Below are 16,105 nucleotides of genomic sequence, written 5' to 3'. Positions count from 1 at the left end.
AAGCGCCTGGATCAGCGCTTGTTCGCCTTGACTTCGGCTTCTCGAAGCGACGGTGCCAGCTTGTCCAGCACACCATTGACGAACTTGTGGCCGTCAGTGGCGCCGTAGACCTTGGCGAGTTCCACGCCTTCGTTGATGACCACGCGGTACGGCACGTCCACGCGCTTCATCAGTTCCCAGGTGGACAGGCGCAGCACGGCCAGTTCGACCGGGTCGAGTTCGTCCAGGGCGATGGTCATGCAAGGCACCAGTGCCTGGTCGATTTCGCTCTTGAACGCCGGAACCCCATGCAGGATTTCGCGGAAATAAGCACCGTCGACATCGGTAAAATCGTTATCGACCCGAAACTGCGCTTCGATCTCGTTCAGCGAGTGCTTGGCCATGTGCCACTGGTAGAGGGCCTGGGTCGCGAGCTGTCGGGCTTCGCGGCGCTTGGCGCTCTTCGAGGGCTTGCCGGCATCCGCAGGTTTTGGATCGCGCGGGTTGAAACGATCGCTTTCGTCGCTAATCACTTGGCCTCCAACTGCGCCAGCAGGCTGACCATTTCCAGAGCGGACAGGGCAGCTTCAGCACCTTTGTTGCCGGCTTTGGTGCCGGAACGCTCGATGGCCTGTTCGATGGAGTCAACGGTCAGCACACCGAACGCCACCGGTACACCGAACTCCATGGACACCTGGGCCAGGCCCTTGGTGCATTCGCCCGCCACGTATTCGAAGTGCGGGGTACCACCACGGATCACCGCGCCCAGGGCGATGATCGCGTCGTAGGCGCCTTGCTGGGCGACTTTCTGTGCTACCAGCGGGATTTCGAAAGCACCCGGGGCACGGATGATGGTGATGTCGCTTTCGCTGACACCGTGGCGTACCAGGGCATCAACGGCACCGCTTACCAGGCTTTCAACGACGAAGCTGTTGAAGCGGCCAACCACCAAAGCATAGCGACCTTTGGGGGCGATGAAGGTACCTTCGATGGTCTTCAGGGTCATTCCGATATTCTCATCTTCAAGAGCGAGGCCGCATACAAGCGGCCTCGACAGGGTTCTGGACTCGAGCAGAGGGCGTCAATGCCGCCTCAAGTCACTCGGAGGGCACGTATTCTACAACTTCCAGATCGAATCCGGATATCGCGTTGAACTTCATCGGCGAACTCATCAGGCGCATCTTGCGCACGCCGAGGTCGCGCAGAATCTGCGAACCGGCGCCAACGGTGCTGTAGGTGGTCGGTGCCTTGGTCGGCACATCGCCCGCGCTTTCGCGGATGTGCGCCAGCAGCACGTCGCCGTCCAGCGGGTGACCCAGCAGCAATACCACGCCGCTGCCAGCCTCGGCCACCGCGGCCATGGCCGCACGCAGGCTCCAGCGGCCCGGCTGCTTGACCAGCAGCAGGTCGCGCAGCGGGTCCATGTTGTGCACGCGCACCAGGGTTGGATCTTCGGCGCAGATCTTGCCCAGGGTCAGGGCCATGTGCACGTCGCCTTCCACTGCATCGCGGTAGGTAACCAGGTTGAATTCACCCAGTTCGCTTTCGACCGGCTGCTCGGAAACGCGCTGCACGGTGCGCTCGTGGATCATGCGGTAGTGGATCAGGTCGGCGATGGTGCCGATCTTCAGGCCGTGCTCGGCGGCGAACACTTCCAGCTCGGCGCGACGCGACATGGTGCCGTCGTCGTTCATCACTTCGCAGATCACGCCACTGGGCTCGAAACCGGCCATGCGCGCCAGGTCGCAGGCTGCCTCGGTGTGCCCGGCACGGGCCAGGGTGCCACCTGGCTGGGCCATCAGCGGGAAGATGTGGCCAGGGCTGACGATGTCTTCGGCCTTGGCATCCTTGGCGGCGGCGGCCTGCACGGTGCGGGCACGGTCAGCGGCGGAGATGCCGGTGGTGACACCCTCGGCGGCTTCGATCGACACGGTGAACTTGGTGCCGAAGCCCGAGCCGTTGCGCGGCGCCATCAGCGGCAGCTTCAGGGTTTCGCAACGCTCGCGGGTCATCGGCATGCAGATCAGGCCACGGGCGTGCTTGGCCATGAAGTTGATGTGCTCGGGCAGGCAGCATTCGGCTGCCATGATGATGTCGCCTTCGTTCTCGCGGTCTTCGTCATCCATGAGGATGACCATTTTGCCCTGGCGGATGTCTTCTACCAGTTCTTCGATGCTGTTGAGCGCCACGCGGCACCCCCTTCTCAATCAGGATTTCAAGAAGCCATTGGCGGCCAGGAAGCTTTCGGTGATGCCACTGCCCTTGCTCGGTTCGGCGGCCTTGTCACCCAGCAGCAAGCGCTCCAGGTAACGGGCCAGCAGGTCGACCTCAAGGTTTACCCGACGCCCTGCACGGTAGTCGGCCATGATGGTTTCGGACAGGGTGTGCGGGACAATGGTCAGCTCGAACTCGGCGCCATTGACCTCATTGACCGTCAGGCTGGTGCCGTCGACGGTGATCGAACCCTTGTGGGCGATGTACTTGGCCAGTTCCTTCGGTGCACGCACGCGGAACTGGATGGCGCGCGCGTTATCGCTGCGCGAGATGATTTCGCCGACCCCGTCGACATGGCCGCTGACCAGGTGCCCACCCAGGCGAGTGGTGGGGGTCAGGGCCTTTTCCAGGTTGACCTTGCTGCCGCTCTTGAGGTCGATGAAGGCGGTGCGCTTGAGGGTTTCGACGCTGACGTCGGCCCAGAAGCCGTCGCCCGGCAGTTCGACCGCAGTCAGGCACACGCCATTGACGGCAATGCTGTCGCCAAGCTTGACGTCCGCCAGGTCGAGCTTGCCGGTTGCGACATGCACGCGCACGTCACCGCCCTTGGGGGTGAGGCTGCGAATGGTGCCGATGGATTCGATGATGCCGGTGAACATGGGGTCTTCCTCAAAAACGGTTTGCGCGGGGCAAGCCCGGCATTATACGCCGGACGCCGGCAGGGGCATGGCCGTGACCCGCCAGTCATCGCCCACTGCGCGCATTTCGGTAATTTTCAGCCGCGGGGCTTCGCTCATCTTCTCCAGCGGCCAGTCCAGCAGCGGGCGGGCGTGGGAACCGAGGAAGGTGCCGGCGACGAACAGCTGGTACTCATCTATCAGGCCCAGCCTGGCAAAGGCACCGACCAGGCCGGCACCGGCTTCCAGCAGGATTTCATTGACCCCGCGCCTCGCCAGGGCCTGCAGCAGCGCCGGCAAGTCAACCTGGCCATTGTCACCCGGCAGGCTGAGCAGTTCGTGGCCGGCAGCGGCATAGCGCGGGTCATCCGCGACAGCGCACACCACCAGAGCCGGGCCGGCCTGGAAGAACGGCGCATCCAGTGGCAGGCGCAAGCGGCCATCGACCAGCACGCGCAGCGGTGTGCGGCTAAGTGCCAGGCGGGTGGTTTCGGCGTCCAGCCCAAGCTCCGTGCCACGCACGGTCATGCGCGCGTTGTCGGCCAGCACGCTGGAGGCGCTGGTCAGCACCACGCTGGACCGGGCGCGCAGGCGCTGCACCGCCGAGCGGGCGGCCGGGCCGGTGATCCACTGGCTTTCACCACTGGCCATGGCGGTGCGACCGTCCAGGCTCATGGCCAGCTTGGCCCGCACGAACGGCAGGCCGTGCTCCATGCGCTTGAGGAAGCCCGGATTGAGTGCCCGGGCCTCGGCTTCGAGCACGCCGCTGGCGACTTCGATGCCGACCTCGGCCAGGCGCCGCAGGCCCTGCCCCGCCACCTGCGGGTTGGGGTCCTGCATGGCTGCAACGACCCGCGCCACGCCGGCCTTGACCAGCGCCTCGGCGCACGGCGGTGTGCGGCCATGATGACTGCACGGCTCCAGGGTGACGTAGGCGCAGGCGCCGCGGGCAAGTTCACCGGCCTGGCGCAGGGCATGCACTTCGGCATGCGGCTCGCCGGCGCGCAGGTGCCAGCCTTCGCCCACCACCTGGCCATCGCGCACGATCACGCAGCCTACGCGCGGATTCGGGTGGGTGGTATACAGGCCTCTGCGCGCCAGCTCCAGCGCGCGGGCCATGTAGTGGGCGTCGAGGATGGCAGCTTGGCTGGGCATGTTCACTCTTTGGCCGGCTCGCGAGCCAGGCGGTCGATTTCTTCGCGGAACTCGTCAAGGTCCTGGAAGCGCCGGTAGACGGAGGCAAAGCGGATGTAGGCCACTTCGTCGAGCTTGCGCAGCTCGGCCATGACCATTTCACCCACCACCAGCGATTTGACTTCGCGCTCGCCGGTGGCCCGCAGGCGGCTCTTGATGTGCGCCAGTGCCGCTTCCAGGCGCTCGACGCTGACCGGGCGTTTTTCCAGTGCCCGTTGCATGCCGGCGCGCAGTTTGTCTTCGTCGAAGGGCTGGCGGGTGCCGTCCTGCTTGATCAGCCGCGGTAGCACCAGCTCGGCAGTTTCGAAGGTGGTGAAGCGCTCGCCACAGGCCACGCATTCGCGGCGGCGGCGCACCTGCTCGCCCTCGGCGACGAGACGAGAGTCGATGACCTTGGTGTCGTTGGCACCGCAAAAGGGACAGTGCATGGTGGCAGGCAACAAAAAAAGGGAGGGCCATGGTAGCGCATCCCACTGGCAAGACAAGCCAAAGGGGTTAACATCCAAGGGAAATCTGCCCGTGAAGGACTACCCCATGCACTACCGAGCGCTCGTCGTGCTGTGCTGCGCCGCCCTGCTTGCCGCCTGCGGCAGCGACAGGCCGAAGACCGATACCCCCGCAGCACCCACCCCCGCCCGGTCGGCCAAGCAGGCCGAAGTATTGGGCCCGTTGCCGGCCTACCAGCGCGAACTCAGCGGTACCCTGCTGGAAATCCCGGCCGGCGCCAACGTGGAGCTGGCCTTGCTGGTCATCGACGAACGTGACCGCCCGCAACGCCTGCTGGCCAGCAGCAACCTGACGGGCACCGGCCAGGCCCTGCCCTACCACCTGCGCTTCAACCCTGAGGCCTTTCCGGCCGGGGCCCGGGTCGAGCTGCGTGGCCGCGCCAGCAGCTCCGGCCAGCTGATCATGCACCTGCTACCGGTGCGCATAACCCAGGCCCAGACCCAGGCCACCGGCCCGCTGCGTTTCGAGAAGGCGCCATAGTGGCGCCGCTGGCCCTGCAACAGGCCCTCAGCGGCCTGATCGGCGAAGCGCGGCTGGTGGTCAGCGAGCTGCCCGGCTGTGACCTGAAGCTGTGGCTGATCGATGACCAGAACATGGACCGCGCCTTCAGCAGCGAAGAAACCCGGCGCATTCTTGAAGAGCCGCCCTACTGGAGCTTCTGCTGGGCCAGTGGGCTGGCCATGGCCCGTTACCTGGCCGAGCGCCCGGAGTGGGTGGCCGGCAAGCGGGTGCTGGACTTTGGCGCCGGCTCCGGCATCGCTGGCATTGCCGCGGCCCGCGCCGGTGCGCTGGAAGTGGTCGCCTGCGACCTCGACCCGCTGGCCCTGGATGCCTGCCGTGCGAATGCCGCGCTCAACGGTGTGGAACTGGCTTACAGCAGCGATTTTTTTGCCGAGGCCGACCGCTTCGACCTGATCCTGGTAGCCGATGTGCTGTACGACCGCGCCAACCTGCCGCTGCTCGATGCCTTTCTCGGTCGCGGCCGCCAGGCGCTGGTGGCCGACTCGCGGGTGCGTGACTTCAGCCACCCGCAGTACCAGCAACTGGGCGTGCTCGAAGCACTGACCCTGCCCGACCTGGCCGAGCCACACGAATTCCGCCGGGTCAGCCTGTACCACGCCAGCCGCGACACCTTATAGTGGTGCCATCCACGAGTTTGCGAGAGTCGCGATGACCCAAGACACGCCGTACATTTTCGACGCCACCGATGCCAACTTCCAGCAACTGGTGATCGAGAACTCCTTCCACAAGCCGGTGCTGGTGGACTTCTGGGCCGAGTGGTGCGCACCGTGCAAGGCGCTGATGCCCTTGCTGGCGAAGATCGCCGAGGGTTACCAGGGCGAGCTGCTGCTGGCCAAGATCAATTGCGATGTGGAGCAACAGGTAGTTGCCCAGTTCGGCATCCGCAGCCTGCCGACCGTGGTGCTGTTCAAGGACGGCCAGCCGGTGGACGGTTTTGCCGGTGCGCAGCCGGAATCCGCCATTCGCGCCATGCTCGAACCCCACGTGCAACTGCCCCCCGCCCCCACTGCATCGCCGCTGGAACAGGCCAAGGCGTTGTTTGCCGAAAGCCGTTTTGCCGAGGCCGAAGCGCTGTTGCAGGTGCTGCTGGGTGAAGACAACAGCAATGCCGAGGCGTTGATCCTGTACGCCCGTTGCCTGGCCGAGCGTGGTGAGCTGGGTGAAGCGCAAGTGGTGCTGGACGCGGTCAAGACCGATGAGCACAAGGCAGCACTGGCCGGTGCCAAGGCGCAGCTGACCTTCCTGCGCCAGGCCGCGAGCCTGCCGGAAGTGGCAGACCTGAAGAGCCGCCTGGCGCAGAACCCGCAGGATGACGAAGCGGCTTACCAGTTGAGCATCCAGCAGCTGGCGCGGCAGCAGTACGAAGCGGCGCTGGATGGGCTGCTGAAGCTGTTCCAGCGTAATCGTGGCTATGAGAACGGGCTGCCGCAGAAGGCGATGCTGCAGGTGTTCGAGTTGCTGGGTGGGGATCACCCGTTAGTTGGGGTTTATCGTCGCAAGCTGTCGGCGCTGATGTTCTGATAATCATGGGGCCGCCTTGCGGCCCCATGATTCTGAAACCATCACCCCACCCAGTGATAAACCGGCGAATCCACGCCACTTTCCACCTTCACCTCACTGCTATGCCGCAAGCGCACCAGCAGCCGCTTGCCTGCCGCCGTACTCCCCGCCAGCCCTTCCAGACGGTCCAGCAATTCCGGCCCGCTCATCTGCCCTGCCAAACGCAGCACATCACGCGCCGCGGTCCACTGCCCGTCGTCCGAACGCGCCGCCGCAACAGCTGCCGGGGCTGCGGCCTGCGCCACCGCCGGCACCCCGACCTGCCGCCCAAGTTGCGCCCACTCTTCAGGCGCCAGCTCGATGGTCAGGTCCACCGGCCATTCACCAATCTGTCCACGAATTCTCACGATGCGTTCCTTGAGGAAGGTCAATGCAGCCATGCTACCCCAACATGAAACCTGCGCCACACAGACTGGCGGCGCGAATAAATCTTGTTATAACATAACTACATCTTTCAGCCCGCTCCGGAGCCATCCATGCGTCGCCTGCTGCTCGCCCTGCCCTTCGCCTTGCTGCCACTGGTCGTAGCCCATGCCCACGACGAGCATGATCATGACCATGCGCATGGCACCCTCGGCGCCCACGAGCATGGCGTTGCCAAGCTCAACGCCGTGCTTGATGGCAACACCCTGGAGCTGGAGCTGGACAGCCCGGCCATGAACCTGGTCGGTTTCGAACATGCCGCCAGCAGCGATGCCGACAAGGCCAAGGTCGCCGCCGTACGCCAGCAGCTGGAAAAACCCCTGCAGCTGTTCGGCCTGCCTGCCACTGCCGGCTGCAAAGAAGACCAACAAGCGCTGGAAAGCCCGCTGTTCGGCGACACCGCGAAAGCCGACGACGATGGCGACGCGCATGAGCACGGCCACCAGCACAGCGATATCGGCGCCCACTACCAGCTGACCTGCGCCAACCCCGAAAAACTCACCCAGGTGGACCTCGCGCCGCTGTTCAAAGCCTTCCCGGCCACGCAGAAGATCAACGTGCAACTGATCGGCCCCAATGGCCAGAAAGGCGTGGAAGCGACGCCGGCCAAGGCTGCGGTCGTCTTCTGAATGAGCCAGCCGTTGATCGAACTGCATGACCTGATGTTCGCCTGGCCAGGCCAGCCGCCGCTGCTGGATATTCCGGCGTTTCACCTGGACGCCGGTGAAGCACTGTTCCTCAAGGGCCCCAGCGGCAGTGGCAAAACCACATTGCTGGGCCTGCTGGGCGGGGTGAATGTGCCGGGGCAGGGCCGTATACAACTGCTCGGCCAGGACCTTGGCAGCCTTGGCCAAGGTGCCCGCGACCGCTTTCGGGTCGATCACACGGGCTACATCTTCCAGCAGTTCAACCTGCTGCCGTTCCTGTCGGTACGCGAAAACGTCGAGCTACCCTGCCGCTTCTCGCACACCCGCAAGGCCCGCGCCGTGCAGCGCCACGGCAGTGTCGACCAGGCAGCCAGCACGCTGCTGGCGCACCTGGGCCTGGGTGACCCTGCCCTGCTCACGCGCCGTGCCGACAGCTTGTCGATCGGCCAGCAGCAGCGGGTCGCCGCTGCCCGTGCACTGATCGGCCAGCCCGAGCTGGTGATTGCCGACGAGCCGACCTCGGCACTGGATGCCGACACCCGCGAAGCGTTCATTGGCCTGCTGTTCGACGAATGCCGCGCCGCTGGCGCCAGCCTGCTGTTCGTCAGCCATGACCAGAGCCTGGCGCCGCTGTTCGACCGCCACCTGTCGCTGGCCCAACTGAACCGCGCCGCCACGCCCCGGGAGGCATGATGTACCTGCTCCGCCTTGCCCTGGCCAGCCTGGCCAACCGCCGCTTCACTGCATTTCTCACCGCCTTTGCCATCGCCTTGTCGGTGTGCCTGCTGCTGGCAGTCGAGCGCGTGCGCACCGAGGCGCGTGCCAGCTTTGCCAGCACCATCAGCGGCACCGACCTGATCGTCGGCGCCCGTTCGGGTTCGGTGAACCTGCTGCTGTATTCGGTATTTCGCATCGGCAACGCCACCAACAACATTCGCTGGGACAGCTATCAGCACTATGCCAGGGACCCGCGGGTAAAGTGGGCAATCCCCATTTCGCTGGGCGACTCGCACCGCGGTTACCGGGTGATGGGCACCACTGGCGACTACTTCAGCCATTACCAGTACGGCCGCCGCCAACACCTGGAATTGAGCCAGGGCCGCGCCTTTGCCAACGACCCGTTCGAAGTGGTGCTGGGTGCCGAAGTGGCCGACGCCTTGCACTACAAGCTGGGCGACAAGCTGGTGCTGGCCCACGGCGTTGCGGCGATCAGCCTGGTCAAGCATGACGACAAGCCGTTCACCGTGGTCGGTGTGCTCAAACGCACCGGCACCCCGGTCGATCGTACCCTGCACATCGGCCTGGGTGGCATGGAGGCCATCCATATCGACTGGCATAACGGTGTGCCGGCCCGTGGTGCCGGGCGGATCAGTGCCGAGCAGGCGCGCACGATGGACCTGCAGCCTGCCGCCATCACCGCGTTCATGCTTGGGCTGAATAACAAGATCGCAACCTTCAGCCTGCAGCGCGAAATCAACGAGTACCGCAACGAGCCGTTGCTGGCCATTTTGCCCGGGGTGGCACTGCAAGAGCTGTGGAGCCTGATGGGCACCGCGGAACAGGCGCTGTTCGTGGTTTCGCTGTTCGTGGTGCTGACCGGGTTGATCGGCATGCTTACGGCGATTCTCACCAGCCTCAACGAGCGCCGCCGGGAGATGGCGATATTGCGCTCCGTGGGCGCACGGCCGTGGCATATCGCCGGTTTGCTGGTACTGGAGGCGCTATCGCTGGCAGCGGTCGGCATCCTCGCCGGGCTAGGCTTGCTGTATGCCGGTATAGCCCTGGCCCAGGGGTATGTGCAGGCCAACTATGGTTTGTACCTGCCGCTGGCGCTGCCAAGCGCTCATGAATGGACCTTGCTGGCTATCATCCTCGGGGCTGCGCTGCTGATGGGTAGCGTGCCGGCGTGGCGTGCCTATCGGCAGTCGCTGGCCGATGGTTTGTCCATACACCTCTGAGAGCCAGTAATGATCCAGTACCTCATGCGCTTCTTCGCGGGTAAACCCGCTCCCACAGGTACTGCACAGCCCTTGAACCCTGTGCAGTACCTTGTGGGAGCGGGTTCACCCGCGAAGAGGCCAGCGCAGACAGCAAAAATCCTGTTGATCATGCTGCTCTCGCTGGCAATACCTGCCTGGGCCGCCGAACCCAAGGAGCTGGACTGGCCCGCCCTCATCCCCGAAGGCGCCCCGGTCATCCCGCCACAACTGGCCCCACTGCACGACCTGTCGCAAATCAGCAGCGCCCTGTCTGCCGAGTCCGCCCCCGCAGCGCGCCAGCAAGCCCCCGACGCGCCAGTGGTGAAAAGCCTCGACGGCCAGCAGATCAAACTGCCCGGCTACATTGTGCCGCTTGAAGTCAGCGAAGAGGGCCGCACCACCGAGTTCCTGCTGGTGCCCTACTACGGCGCGTGCATCCACGTACCACCGCCACCGTCGAACCAGATCGTGCATATCTTCAGCGAAATGGGTGTGCGCGTCGAAGACCTCTACCAGCCCTACTGGATCGAAGGAAAGATGCAGGTCAGAGCCTCCAGCAGCGAACTGGCAGACGCCGGTTACCAGATGGAAGCCGAGAAAATATACGCTTATGAGCTGAAATGAGAACCACTTCGAACTCATGCGGACGCTTCTTTTGAGCTGGGTCAAACAATCGGTTTAGACGGCTCCGTACCATTGGACTACTCGATTACTCACGTCCTTTGGGAGCTTCCATGAACAAGTCCTTGCTCGGCGCCGCCCTCGCGGCCCTGGCGCTCGCTGCCCCTGTTGCCCACGCCCACCAGGCGGGCGATGTCATCGTCCGCGCCGGCGCCATCACCACTGCCCCCAACGAGAGCAGCGGCGACCTGAAATTCGACGGCAACAAGGTATCGGGCACCAAGGCTACCCTGGACAGCGACACCCAGCTGGGGCTGACTTTCGCCTACATGCTCACCGACCACATCGGCCTGGAACTGCTCGCCGCCACGCCGTTCAAGCACACCGTCGGCGTCAAGGGCCTGGGCGGCGGCCTGGATGGCAAGCTGGCGAACATCAAGCAGCTGCCACCGACCTTGTCGTTGCAGTACTACCCGATGGAGCCGAACTCCCGGTTCCAGCCGTATGCCGGCGTCGGCATCAACTACACCCTGTTCTTCGATGAAGACCTCAGCAGCAGCCGCAAGCAACAGGGTTTCAGCAACCTGAAGCTGCAGGATTCGGTCGGTATCGCCGGTCAGCTGGGCATGGACTACATGATCACTGACAACCTGCTGGTGAACGCCTCGGTCTGGTACGTCGATATCGATACCAAGGCCAGCGTCAACGGCCCGACCGCCTTGGGCTACAGCAAGACCAAGGTCGACGTGGAAGTCGACCCGTGGGTCTACATGGTCGGCCTGGGCTACAAGTTCTGACCTGAGCACTGCAGGGCGGCCTCGGCCGCCCTCGCCCGTTGCAGCCATAGCCAATACCCCAGTGCGAACGCACTGATCGCCATGCCAAGCCCGCATACCGCAGCCCAACCCCAATGGGCGTACACCCAGCCCGCCAGCACCGCCCCCAAGCCACTGCCCAGCGAATAGCAGCACATGTAGGCGCCAATCAAGCGGCTGGCCATCACGCCACGCCCGGCCAGCAATATGCTCTGGTTGGTCACGTGCACCGCCTGCACGGCGAAGTCCAGCATCAGCACCCCCAGCACGAAGGCAATCAGTGAATACTCGACGAATGCCGTGGGCAGCCAGGACAGTACCAGCAGCGCCAGCGCCAGCCCGGTGCTGCGCTCGCCCAGCCCCTGGTCGGCCAGGCGACCGGCGCGCGCCGCCGCCAATGTGCCTGCAACACCTGCCAGGCCGAACAGGCCGATCTCGGTATGGCTCAGTGCCAACGGCGCAGCACTCAAGGGCATGACCATGGCACTCCACAGCACGCTGAACGCCGCGAAGATCAACACACCGAACAACCCGCGCTGACGCAGCAGCCGGTCGTGCCGGTACAAGCTGAACTGGGCAGCGATCAAGGCCCGGTAGCCCGGCCCGTGCGCCATGCGCTGCCCGCTCGGCAAGGTGCGCCACAACACCAGCGCCATAAGCATCAGCAGCCCAGCTGCAACCAGGTATACGCTGCGCCAGCCGGCCACATCAGCCAGCCCGCCCGAGACCAGGCGCGCTAACAGAATCCCCAGCACCACGCCACTGGTCACGGTCCCAACCGCCCGCCCTTGCTGGCCGGGTGCGGCCATGCTCGCGGCATGCGCCACCATCACCTGCACCATCACTGCCATCAGCCCGGTACTAGCCAGGGCCAACAGCAACACGGACCAGTTCGGCGCCATACCCACCCCGACCAGAGCCACGGCAGAGAACAGCAACTGGCCAAGGATCAGGCGCTTGCGGTCGATGAGGTCGCCCAGCGGCACTATCAGCAACAGCCCAAAGGCGTAGCCCGCCTGGGTCGCGCCGACCACCCAGCCGATCTGCTGCTGCGCCACCCCCAGCTCGGCGGCCATCGATTCGAGTAACGGCTGGGCGAAATACACCGTCGCCACGGCCATGGCGCTGGTGATGGCCAGCAGAAGGGTTATCCAGCGTGTCTGCGAAGGGGTCATCGGCTGGCCTCGAAAACTGGTTTCGAATTGAAACCGCATGCTGGCTATTTAGCAAATGTAGTTTTAATCTGCAACCAGATAATCACGGCAGGCCGACTCCATGCTCGACGAAAACAATGCGCAATGCCCCGTGGCCCGGGCCCTGGAGGTACTGGGTGACCGCTGGGCGCTGATGATCCTGCGCGATGCCTTCGATGGCCTGCGGCGCTTCAGTGAGTTTCAGAAGAACCTGGGGTTGGCGAAGAACATCCTCACCACGCGGCTCAAGCTGTTGGTGGAGAGTGGGTTGCTGGAGATGCAGCCGGCTTCGGATGGCAGCGCTTACAAGGAATATGTGCTGACCGGGAAAGGCCGCTCGGTGTTTCCGGTGGTGGTTGGCTTGCGGCAGTGGGGGGAGAAGTTTCTGTTCGAGGCGGGCGAGGTGCGATCGGAGTTGGTGGAAGCGGCTAGCGGCCACGGGCTTGAGACGTTGCAGGTGCGCGGCCAGGACGGGCGGGTTTTGAATGCCGAGGATTGCCTGCGCAGAGTTGTGCGGCATGGGTGATCATGGGGCTGCTTTGCAGCCCATCGTCGGCAAGCCAGCTCCCACAGGTACCGCGTTGATCTTGCGATTACTGGATCTTGTGGGAGCTGGCTTGCCGGCGGTTGGGGCGCAGAGCGCCCGCAATGGATATCAGCTTTTACCCAAAAGCCGCGCCAAACCCTCGACCATCGGCGTCGCCTGCGGAAAATCGAACCGCGCCAGCAAACGCTGGTTGTCCGCCCGCGAATGGCGAATGTCACCCGAACGCGCTGCGGCGTAGCTGACCGCAGGCAAACTGCCAACCACCTTCTCCAGCGCGGCCAGCAACTGGTTCAGCGAAGTGGCCTGGTTGAGGCCGATATTCACCGCCCCCTCCTGCACCTGAGGCTGCTCCAGCGCCTGCACCATCACCTGCACCAGGTCGCCCACGTAGAGGAAGTCGCGGGTCTGCTCGCCATCGCCAAACACGGTGATCGGCGAGCCCTGCACTGCGCGCTCGGCGAAAATGCTGATAACCCCGGAATACGGCGAGGACGGATCCTGACGCGGCCCGAAGATGTTGAAGAAGCGAAACACCACCGGCTCCAGGCCATGCTGACGGCGGTAGAAGTCCAGGTACTGCTCACTGGCCAGCTTGTCCACGGCATACGGGGTCAACGGCGCCTTGGGCGTGTCTTCGGCAATCGACTCGCCCTCGCCATTGTTGCCGTACACCGCCGCGCTGGAGGCGAACAGTACCCGGCGCAGCCCATGCACGCGCATGGCTTCGCACACGTTGAGGGTGCCGATGAAGTTGCTTTGGTGGGTGCGTACCGGGTCCTCGACCGAGGCCTGCACCGAGGCCACTGCTGCCAGGTGCACCACGGCACGGCAGCCAGCCGCGGCCTGGGTGACCAGCGCTGCATCGGCGACATCACCTTCGATCAGTTGCAGCCGGGGGTGGTCGAGCTGCAGGTTGGCCCGCCGGCCGGTGGACAGGTCGTCGAGAATGCGTACGGCGTAGCCTTTGTCCAACAACGCATCGCACAGGTGGGAACCAATGAAGCCGGCACCGCCGGTGATCAGGATGGGGGCGTCAGCCATGGCGATAGAACCGGTCCAGTAAGGGCGGCAGGCCGGCACGCCAGGCGCGCGGCTTGATACCGAAGGTATGAAGAATTTTCTTGCAAGCCAGTACTGCGTGCTGTGGCTCTTCGCTGGCATCCGGGCGCGCCGCATGCGCCTGCGGCGTCGGTGCCTGCACAGCCAGCTGGCGGTAATGCCCGGCCTCGGTAAGTATCGCCTGGCCCAGCGCCAGCGGCGTGGTCGCCTCGTTGCCGGCGTAATGGTAGGTGCCCCACAGCGGCGCGCTACAGTCGAGCTGCTTGAGCACCGACAGGATCACCCGCGCGGCATCGTCGACCGGTGTCGGGTTGCCACGCCGGTCATCGGCCAGCAGCAGCTCTTGCGGCTGCTCGGCGCGGGTCAGGAAGCGGCCGAGGGCACCGTCGATGCTTTCGTCGAGCAGCCAGCCAAAGCGCAGCAGCACATGCTGCGGGCAAGCCGCGCGCACGCTCTGCTCGATACGCCACAGCGCCTGGCCACGCAGGCCGAGCGGCACTGGTTCGTCTTTTTCGCTGTAGGCCGTGGCCCGCGAACCGTCGAACACGCGATAGCTGGACGGCTGGATCAGGGTGATCTGGTGGTGCTGGCACAGTTCTGCCAGCCGCTCCACCGCCCGCTCCTGCTGAGCCAGGCGCTGCTCGCTGACCGACTCGGCCTGGAACCAGTCGAAGTAATAAGCCAGGTTGACCACGGCATCGGGGCGGTGATCATCGAGCAGCTGAGTGAGGCTGGCCGGGGCCCAGCCATTCTCGGGCGGGCGCGGCGCCAGGAAAGCGATGTCCTCCTCGGCCCCAAGACGAATCAGCGCTTGCCCGAGGGCATTGCCACCACCCAACAGCATTAGGCGCATACGCATAGAGTCAGCAGATCCGGAAGAGGTTAATGAATGAAAGGGGCATTTTGCGGTTTCCGGGCGGGGAAGTCCAACACCGGGACGGCAGTACATACGTAAGGCCATTCCTACCATCGCCAGAGACATTCCCTACAGCTCAGACGGATCAGGTCCTGCATCCCCGGTTAAAAACATCTGGCTAAATGATCGTCGAGCTAACAAAAAGTTTCACCTTCCTCTACATACAAAGGAAAAAAAACAATGACAGGAACTCAATTTAGCCGCTCGCCTGAAATCATCAAATTCCAGTTTACCAAGGAGCAAGCACGGTTATTGGATTCAGGGTCCAGACAAACTGCCGCGAGCGGCGGGCCTGACGTAACAGGAGCCGCAAGAATTTCCGCACATCACGCCCGAGTTCTGATGCTTTCAATGAGCCCTCCGCAACGCGATATGCTCGAAATGTTCACCTGCGGCATGGCGGCCGCCATTGAGTTCAATGCGATGCAAGTTCCGCACTCCGACCCTGCACCAGCGCATCTTCCGCCCATGGATATCATCAGTACCGAACCAGTCACTATCTATCTGGCCTCTCGAAACCAGATCCTCCTGAACCTTGTCGACTATCGCTCCTTCGCTTTTGATATAGACAACGGCAGCAAGCAAGTAAGGCTCGTTGGTAACTTCAAAGGTGGCGGCGAAAATGTGTTATCGGATGAGCTTGATGATCACGAAGCCGAAATGAGCTCCCATTCAGGACTTATGCTGGGCCCGCATACAGAGCCTCCCTACAATTGCTCGATCAACTCAGAGAGCGGACACTCTCCGGCCCCGAGCGCATTGATTCTGACGGCCAGATGGAACCCCTTGCGAGAACCGACCATATTGATACCTGTACGCGATGCCGTTGCAAAGCTGAACGGACTTGAGGCACTTGCGCTATCATCGAAGTCATTCTGTTTCACTCGTAGCGATTGCTTCGTCAAGGATGAAAGCCAGCACACGGTCGAAAATTCCATTCTCCAGTTTGATCCCAGGGGCGAATTTACCCTGCGCTACAGTAGCTATCGTTACTCTTTGCATAACGAGGCCAGCCAGTCGGCACAAAAAGCTTATCACTCGCTTGTGCACCTGCTGAGCCAAGCAAAATCTCACGAATTTATCCTTCATCCCGGCTCAGCACTATTAATCAATAACAGCCAAACACTCCATGCACGCGAAATCGTAAAGGATAACAGGAGATTGTTGATCCGACTGTTTGGTTATTCACCGGATGCCCGCCCCTTGACCCTGCGAAAAGATCCACTTGTAGTGCGCGGCTAATGCTGGAGAA

The 16,105-nt window shown here is 63.6% G+C and carries 20 protein-coding genes; 10 read left to right on the top strand and 10 right to left on the bottom strand.

All coding sequences use genetic code 11. The features are described from left to right. Nucleotides 1-11: 11 nt before the first annotated feature. From nusB to nrdR, 6 genes are all read right to left on the bottom strand, one after another. Nucleotides 12-512, bottom strand: coding sequence for a transcription antitermination factor NusB (nusB, locus tag AC5O5R_RS02675; RefSeq protein ID WP_172220555.1), 501 nt, complete (start codon nucleotides 510-512; stop codon nucleotides 12-14). After that, nucleotides 509-985 (bottom strand): 6,7-dimethyl-8-ribityllumazine synthase, encoded by a 477-nt coding sequence (gene ribH / locus AC5O5R_RS02670; protein WP_003255395.1) that lies wholly within the window; start codon nucleotides 983-985, stop codon nucleotides 509-511. The genes nusB and ribH overlap by 4 nt, the downstream gene beginning before the upstream one ends. 91 nt (nucleotides 986-1,076) lie before the next feature. Next, nucleotides 1,077-2,168, bottom strand: coding sequence for a bifunctional 3,4-dihydroxy-2-butanone-4-phosphate synthase/GTP cyclohydrolase II (gene ribBA / locus AC5O5R_RS02665; protein WP_172220558.1), 1,092 nt, complete (start codon nucleotides 2,166-2,168; stop codon nucleotides 1,077-1,079). An 18-nt stretch (nucleotides 2,169-2,186) separates the two neighbouring features. After that, the gene (locus AC5O5R_RS02660) at nucleotides 2,187-2,852 is read right to left on the bottom strand and encodes a riboflavin synthase (protein ID WP_172220561.1); all 666 of its coding nucleotides are present in this window, start codon (nucleotides 2,850-2,852) and stop codon (nucleotides 2,187-2,189) included. A 42-nt stretch (nucleotides 2,853-2,894) separates the two neighbouring features. Further along, on the bottom strand, nucleotides 2,895-4,025 hold the full coding sequence (gene ribD, locus AC5O5R_RS02655) for a bifunctional diaminohydroxyphosphoribosylaminopyrimidine deaminase/5-amino-6-(5-phosphoribosylamino)uracil reductase RibD (protein ID WP_172220564.1): 1,131 nt from the start codon (nucleotides 4,023-4,025) through the stop codon (nucleotides 2,895-2,897). A 2-nt stretch (nucleotides 4,026-4,027) separates the two neighbouring features. Next, nucleotides 4,028-4,492 carry a transcriptional regulator NrdR gene (gene nrdR / locus AC5O5R_RS02650; RefSeq protein WP_009685710.1) on the bottom strand — a complete coding sequence of 155 codons (465 nt, stop codon included), beginning with the start codon at nucleotides 4,490-4,492 and terminating at the stop codon, nucleotides 4,028-4,030. Nucleotides 4,493-4,598: 106 nt separating this feature from the next. Between nrdR and AC5O5R_RS02645 the strand changes: the two genes are divergently transcribed. From AC5O5R_RS02645 to trxA, 3 genes are read left to right on the top strand one after another with little or no spacing between them, the layout of a single operon-like run. Continuing rightward, nucleotides 4,599-5,051: a YbaY family lipoprotein gene (locus tag AC5O5R_RS02645; protein WP_172220567.1), complete on the top strand. Its 453-nt coding sequence runs from the start codon at nucleotides 4,599-4,601 to the stop codon at nucleotides 5,049-5,051. Then, complete coding sequence (locus tag AC5O5R_RS02640) at nucleotides 5,051-5,710, top strand: class I SAM-dependent methyltransferase (RefSeq protein ID WP_172220570.1); 660 nt, start codon at nucleotides 5,051-5,053, stop codon at nucleotides 5,708-5,710. Before AC5O5R_RS02645 ends, AC5O5R_RS02640 begins: the two co-directional genes overlap by 1 nt. A 31-nt stretch (nucleotides 5,711-5,741) precedes the next feature. After that, nucleotides 5,742-6,614 (top strand): thioredoxin, encoded by an 873-nt coding sequence (gene trxA, locus AC5O5R_RS02635; protein ID WP_172220573.1) that lies wholly within the window; start codon nucleotides 5,742-5,744, stop codon nucleotides 6,612-6,614. 41 nt (nucleotides 6,615-6,655) lie between these two features. On the opposite strand, the gene AC5O5R_RS02630 is transcribed toward trxA, so the two are convergent. After that, the gene (locus AC5O5R_RS02630) at nucleotides 6,656-7,000 is read right to left on the bottom strand and encodes a hypothetical protein (RefSeq protein WP_172220650.1); all 345 of its coding nucleotides are present in this window, start codon (nucleotides 6,998-7,000) and stop codon (nucleotides 6,656-6,658) included. Between the two features lie 129 nt (nucleotides 7,001-7,129). On the opposite strand from AC5O5R_RS02630, the gene AC5O5R_RS02625 reads away from it, so the two are divergent. The 5 genes from AC5O5R_RS02625 (at nucleotide 7,130) to AC5O5R_RS02605 (ending at nucleotide 11,120) form a co-directional block, all read left to right on the top strand. Beyond that, a complete protein-coding gene (locus AC5O5R_RS02625; protein ID WP_172220576.1) occupies nucleotides 7,130-7,705 on the top strand; it encodes a DUF2796 domain-containing protein in 576 nt (191 codons plus the stop codon). Beyond that, nucleotides 7,706-8,416, top strand: a complete 711-nt coding sequence (locus AC5O5R_RS02620) for an ABC transporter ATP-binding protein (protein ID WP_172220579.1) — start codon at nucleotides 7,706-7,708, stop codon at nucleotides 8,414-8,416. Continuing rightward, on the top strand, nucleotides 8,416-9,681 hold the full coding sequence (locus AC5O5R_RS02615; RefSeq protein ID WP_172220582.1) for an ABC transporter permease: 1,266 nt from the start codon (nucleotides 8,416-8,418) through the stop codon (nucleotides 9,679-9,681). The genes AC5O5R_RS02620 and AC5O5R_RS02615 overlap by 1 nt, the downstream gene beginning before the upstream one ends. 150 nt (nucleotides 9,682-9,831) lie before the next feature. Then, nucleotides 9,832-10,326 carry a DUF3299 domain-containing protein gene (locus AC5O5R_RS02610; protein WP_172220653.1) on the top strand — a complete coding sequence of 165 codons (495 nt, stop codon included), beginning with the start codon at nucleotides 9,832-9,834 and terminating at the stop codon, nucleotides 10,324-10,326. A 110-nt stretch (nucleotides 10,327-10,436) separates the two neighbouring features. Next, complete coding sequence (locus AC5O5R_RS02605; RefSeq protein ID WP_172220585.1) at nucleotides 10,437-11,120, top strand: OmpW/AlkL family protein; 684 nt, start codon at nucleotides 10,437-10,439, stop codon at nucleotides 11,118-11,120. On the opposite strand, the gene AC5O5R_RS02600 is transcribed toward AC5O5R_RS02605, so the two are convergent. After that, on the bottom strand, nucleotides 11,108-12,313 hold the full coding sequence (locus AC5O5R_RS02600; protein WP_172220588.1) for an MFS transporter: 1,206 nt from the start codon (nucleotides 12,311-12,313) through the stop codon (nucleotides 11,108-11,110). The two genes, AC5O5R_RS02605 and AC5O5R_RS02600, sit on opposite strands and share 13 nt — an antisense overlap. A gap of 100 nt (nucleotides 12,314-12,413) precedes the next feature. On the opposite strand from AC5O5R_RS02600, the gene AC5O5R_RS02595 reads away from it, so the two are divergent. After that, a complete protein-coding gene (locus tag AC5O5R_RS02595; protein ID WP_172220591.1) occupies nucleotides 12,414-12,857 on the top strand; it encodes a winged helix-turn-helix transcriptional regulator in 444 nt (147 codons plus the stop codon). Between the two features lie 129 nt (nucleotides 12,858-12,986). On the opposite strand, the gene AC5O5R_RS02590 is transcribed toward AC5O5R_RS02595, so the two are convergent. Both AC5O5R_RS02590 and AC5O5R_RS02585 read right to left on the bottom strand, forming a co-directional pair. Further along, nucleotides 12,987-13,919 carry an NAD-dependent epimerase/dehydratase family protein gene (locus AC5O5R_RS02590; RefSeq protein WP_172220594.1) on the bottom strand — a complete coding sequence of 311 codons (933 nt, stop codon included), beginning with the start codon at nucleotides 13,917-13,919 and terminating at the stop codon, nucleotides 12,987-12,989. Further along, nucleotides 13,912-14,796, bottom strand: a complete 885-nt coding sequence (locus AC5O5R_RS02585; RefSeq protein ID WP_172220597.1) for a sugar nucleotide-binding protein — start codon at nucleotides 14,794-14,796, stop codon at nucleotides 13,912-13,914. The genes AC5O5R_RS02590 and AC5O5R_RS02585 overlap by 8 nt, the downstream gene beginning before the upstream one ends. A gap of 237 nt (nucleotides 14,797-15,033) precedes the next feature. Here AC5O5R_RS02585 and AC5O5R_RS02580 point away from each other — a divergent pair, with 237 nt between their 5' ends. Then, nucleotides 15,034-16,095, top strand: coding sequence for a TauD/TfdA family dioxygenase (locus AC5O5R_RS02580; RefSeq protein WP_172220615.1), 1,062 nt, complete (start codon nucleotides 15,034-15,036; stop codon nucleotides 16,093-16,095). Nucleotides 16,096-16,105: the final 10 nt, after the last annotated feature.

Source organism: Pseudomonas sp. 8_5_2 (genome assembly GCF_059295255.1).
This window is presented reverse-complemented; position numbering and strand designations above follow the sequence as displayed.

Excerpts from the sequence above, each read along its gene's own strand:
- ribH (WP_003255395.1), bottom strand. The coding sequence starts at position 985 with ATGACCCTGAAGACCATCGAAGGTACCTTCATCGCCCCCAAAGGTCGC.
- AC5O5R_RS02660 (WP_172220561.1), bottom strand. The coding sequence starts at position 2,852 with ATGTTCACCGGCATCATCGAATCCATCGGCACCATTCGCAGCCTCACC.
- ribD (WP_172220564.1), bottom strand. The coding sequence starts at position 4,025 with ATGCCCAGCCAAGCTGCCATCCTCGACGCCCACTACATGGCCCGCGCG.
- nrdR (WP_009685710.1), bottom strand. The coding sequence starts at position 4,492 with ATGCACTGTCCCTTTTGCGGTGCCAACGACACCAAGGTCATCGACTCT.
- AC5O5R_RS02645 (WP_172220567.1), top strand. The coding sequence starts at position 4,599 with ATGCACTACCGAGCGCTCGTCGTGCTGTGCTGCGCCGCCCTGCTTGCC.
- trxA (WP_172220573.1), top strand. The coding sequence starts at position 5,742 with ATGACCCAAGACACGCCGTACATTTTCGACGCCACCGATGCCAACTTC.
- AC5O5R_RS02625 (WP_172220576.1), top strand. The coding sequence starts at position 7,130 with ATGCGTCGCCTGCTGCTCGCCCTGCCCTTCGCCTTGCTGCCACTGGTC.
- AC5O5R_RS02620 (WP_172220579.1), top strand. The coding sequence starts at position 7,706 with ATGAGCCAGCCGTTGATCGAACTGCATGACCTGATGTTCGCCTGGCCA.
- AC5O5R_RS02615 (WP_172220582.1), top strand. The coding sequence starts at position 8,416 with ATGTACCTGCTCCGCCTTGCCCTGGCCAGCCTGGCCAACCGCCGCTTC.
- AC5O5R_RS02610 (WP_172220653.1), top strand. The coding sequence starts at position 9,832 with ATGCTGCTCTCGCTGGCAATACCTGCCTGGGCCGCCGAACCCAAGGAG.
- AC5O5R_RS02605 (WP_172220585.1), top strand. The coding sequence starts at position 10,437 with ATGAACAAGTCCTTGCTCGGCGCCGCCCTCGCGGCCCTGGCGCTCGCT.
- AC5O5R_RS02600 (WP_172220588.1), bottom strand. The coding sequence starts at position 12,313 with ATGACCCCTTCGCAGACACGCTGGATAACCCTTCTGCTGGCCATCACC.
- AC5O5R_RS02595 (WP_172220591.1), top strand. The coding sequence starts at position 12,414 with ATGCTCGACGAAAACAATGCGCAATGCCCCGTGGCCCGGGCCCTGGAG.
- AC5O5R_RS02590 (WP_172220594.1), bottom strand. The coding sequence starts at position 13,919 with ATGGCTGACGCCCCCATCCTGATCACCGGCGGTGCCGGCTTCATTGGT.
- AC5O5R_RS02585 (WP_172220597.1), bottom strand. The coding sequence starts at position 14,796 with ATGCGTATGCGCCTAATGCTGTTGGGTGGTGGCAATGCCCTCGGGCAA.
- AC5O5R_RS02580 (WP_172220615.1), top strand. The coding sequence starts at position 15,034 with ATGACAGGAACTCAATTTAGCCGCTCGCCTGAAATCATCAAATTCCAG.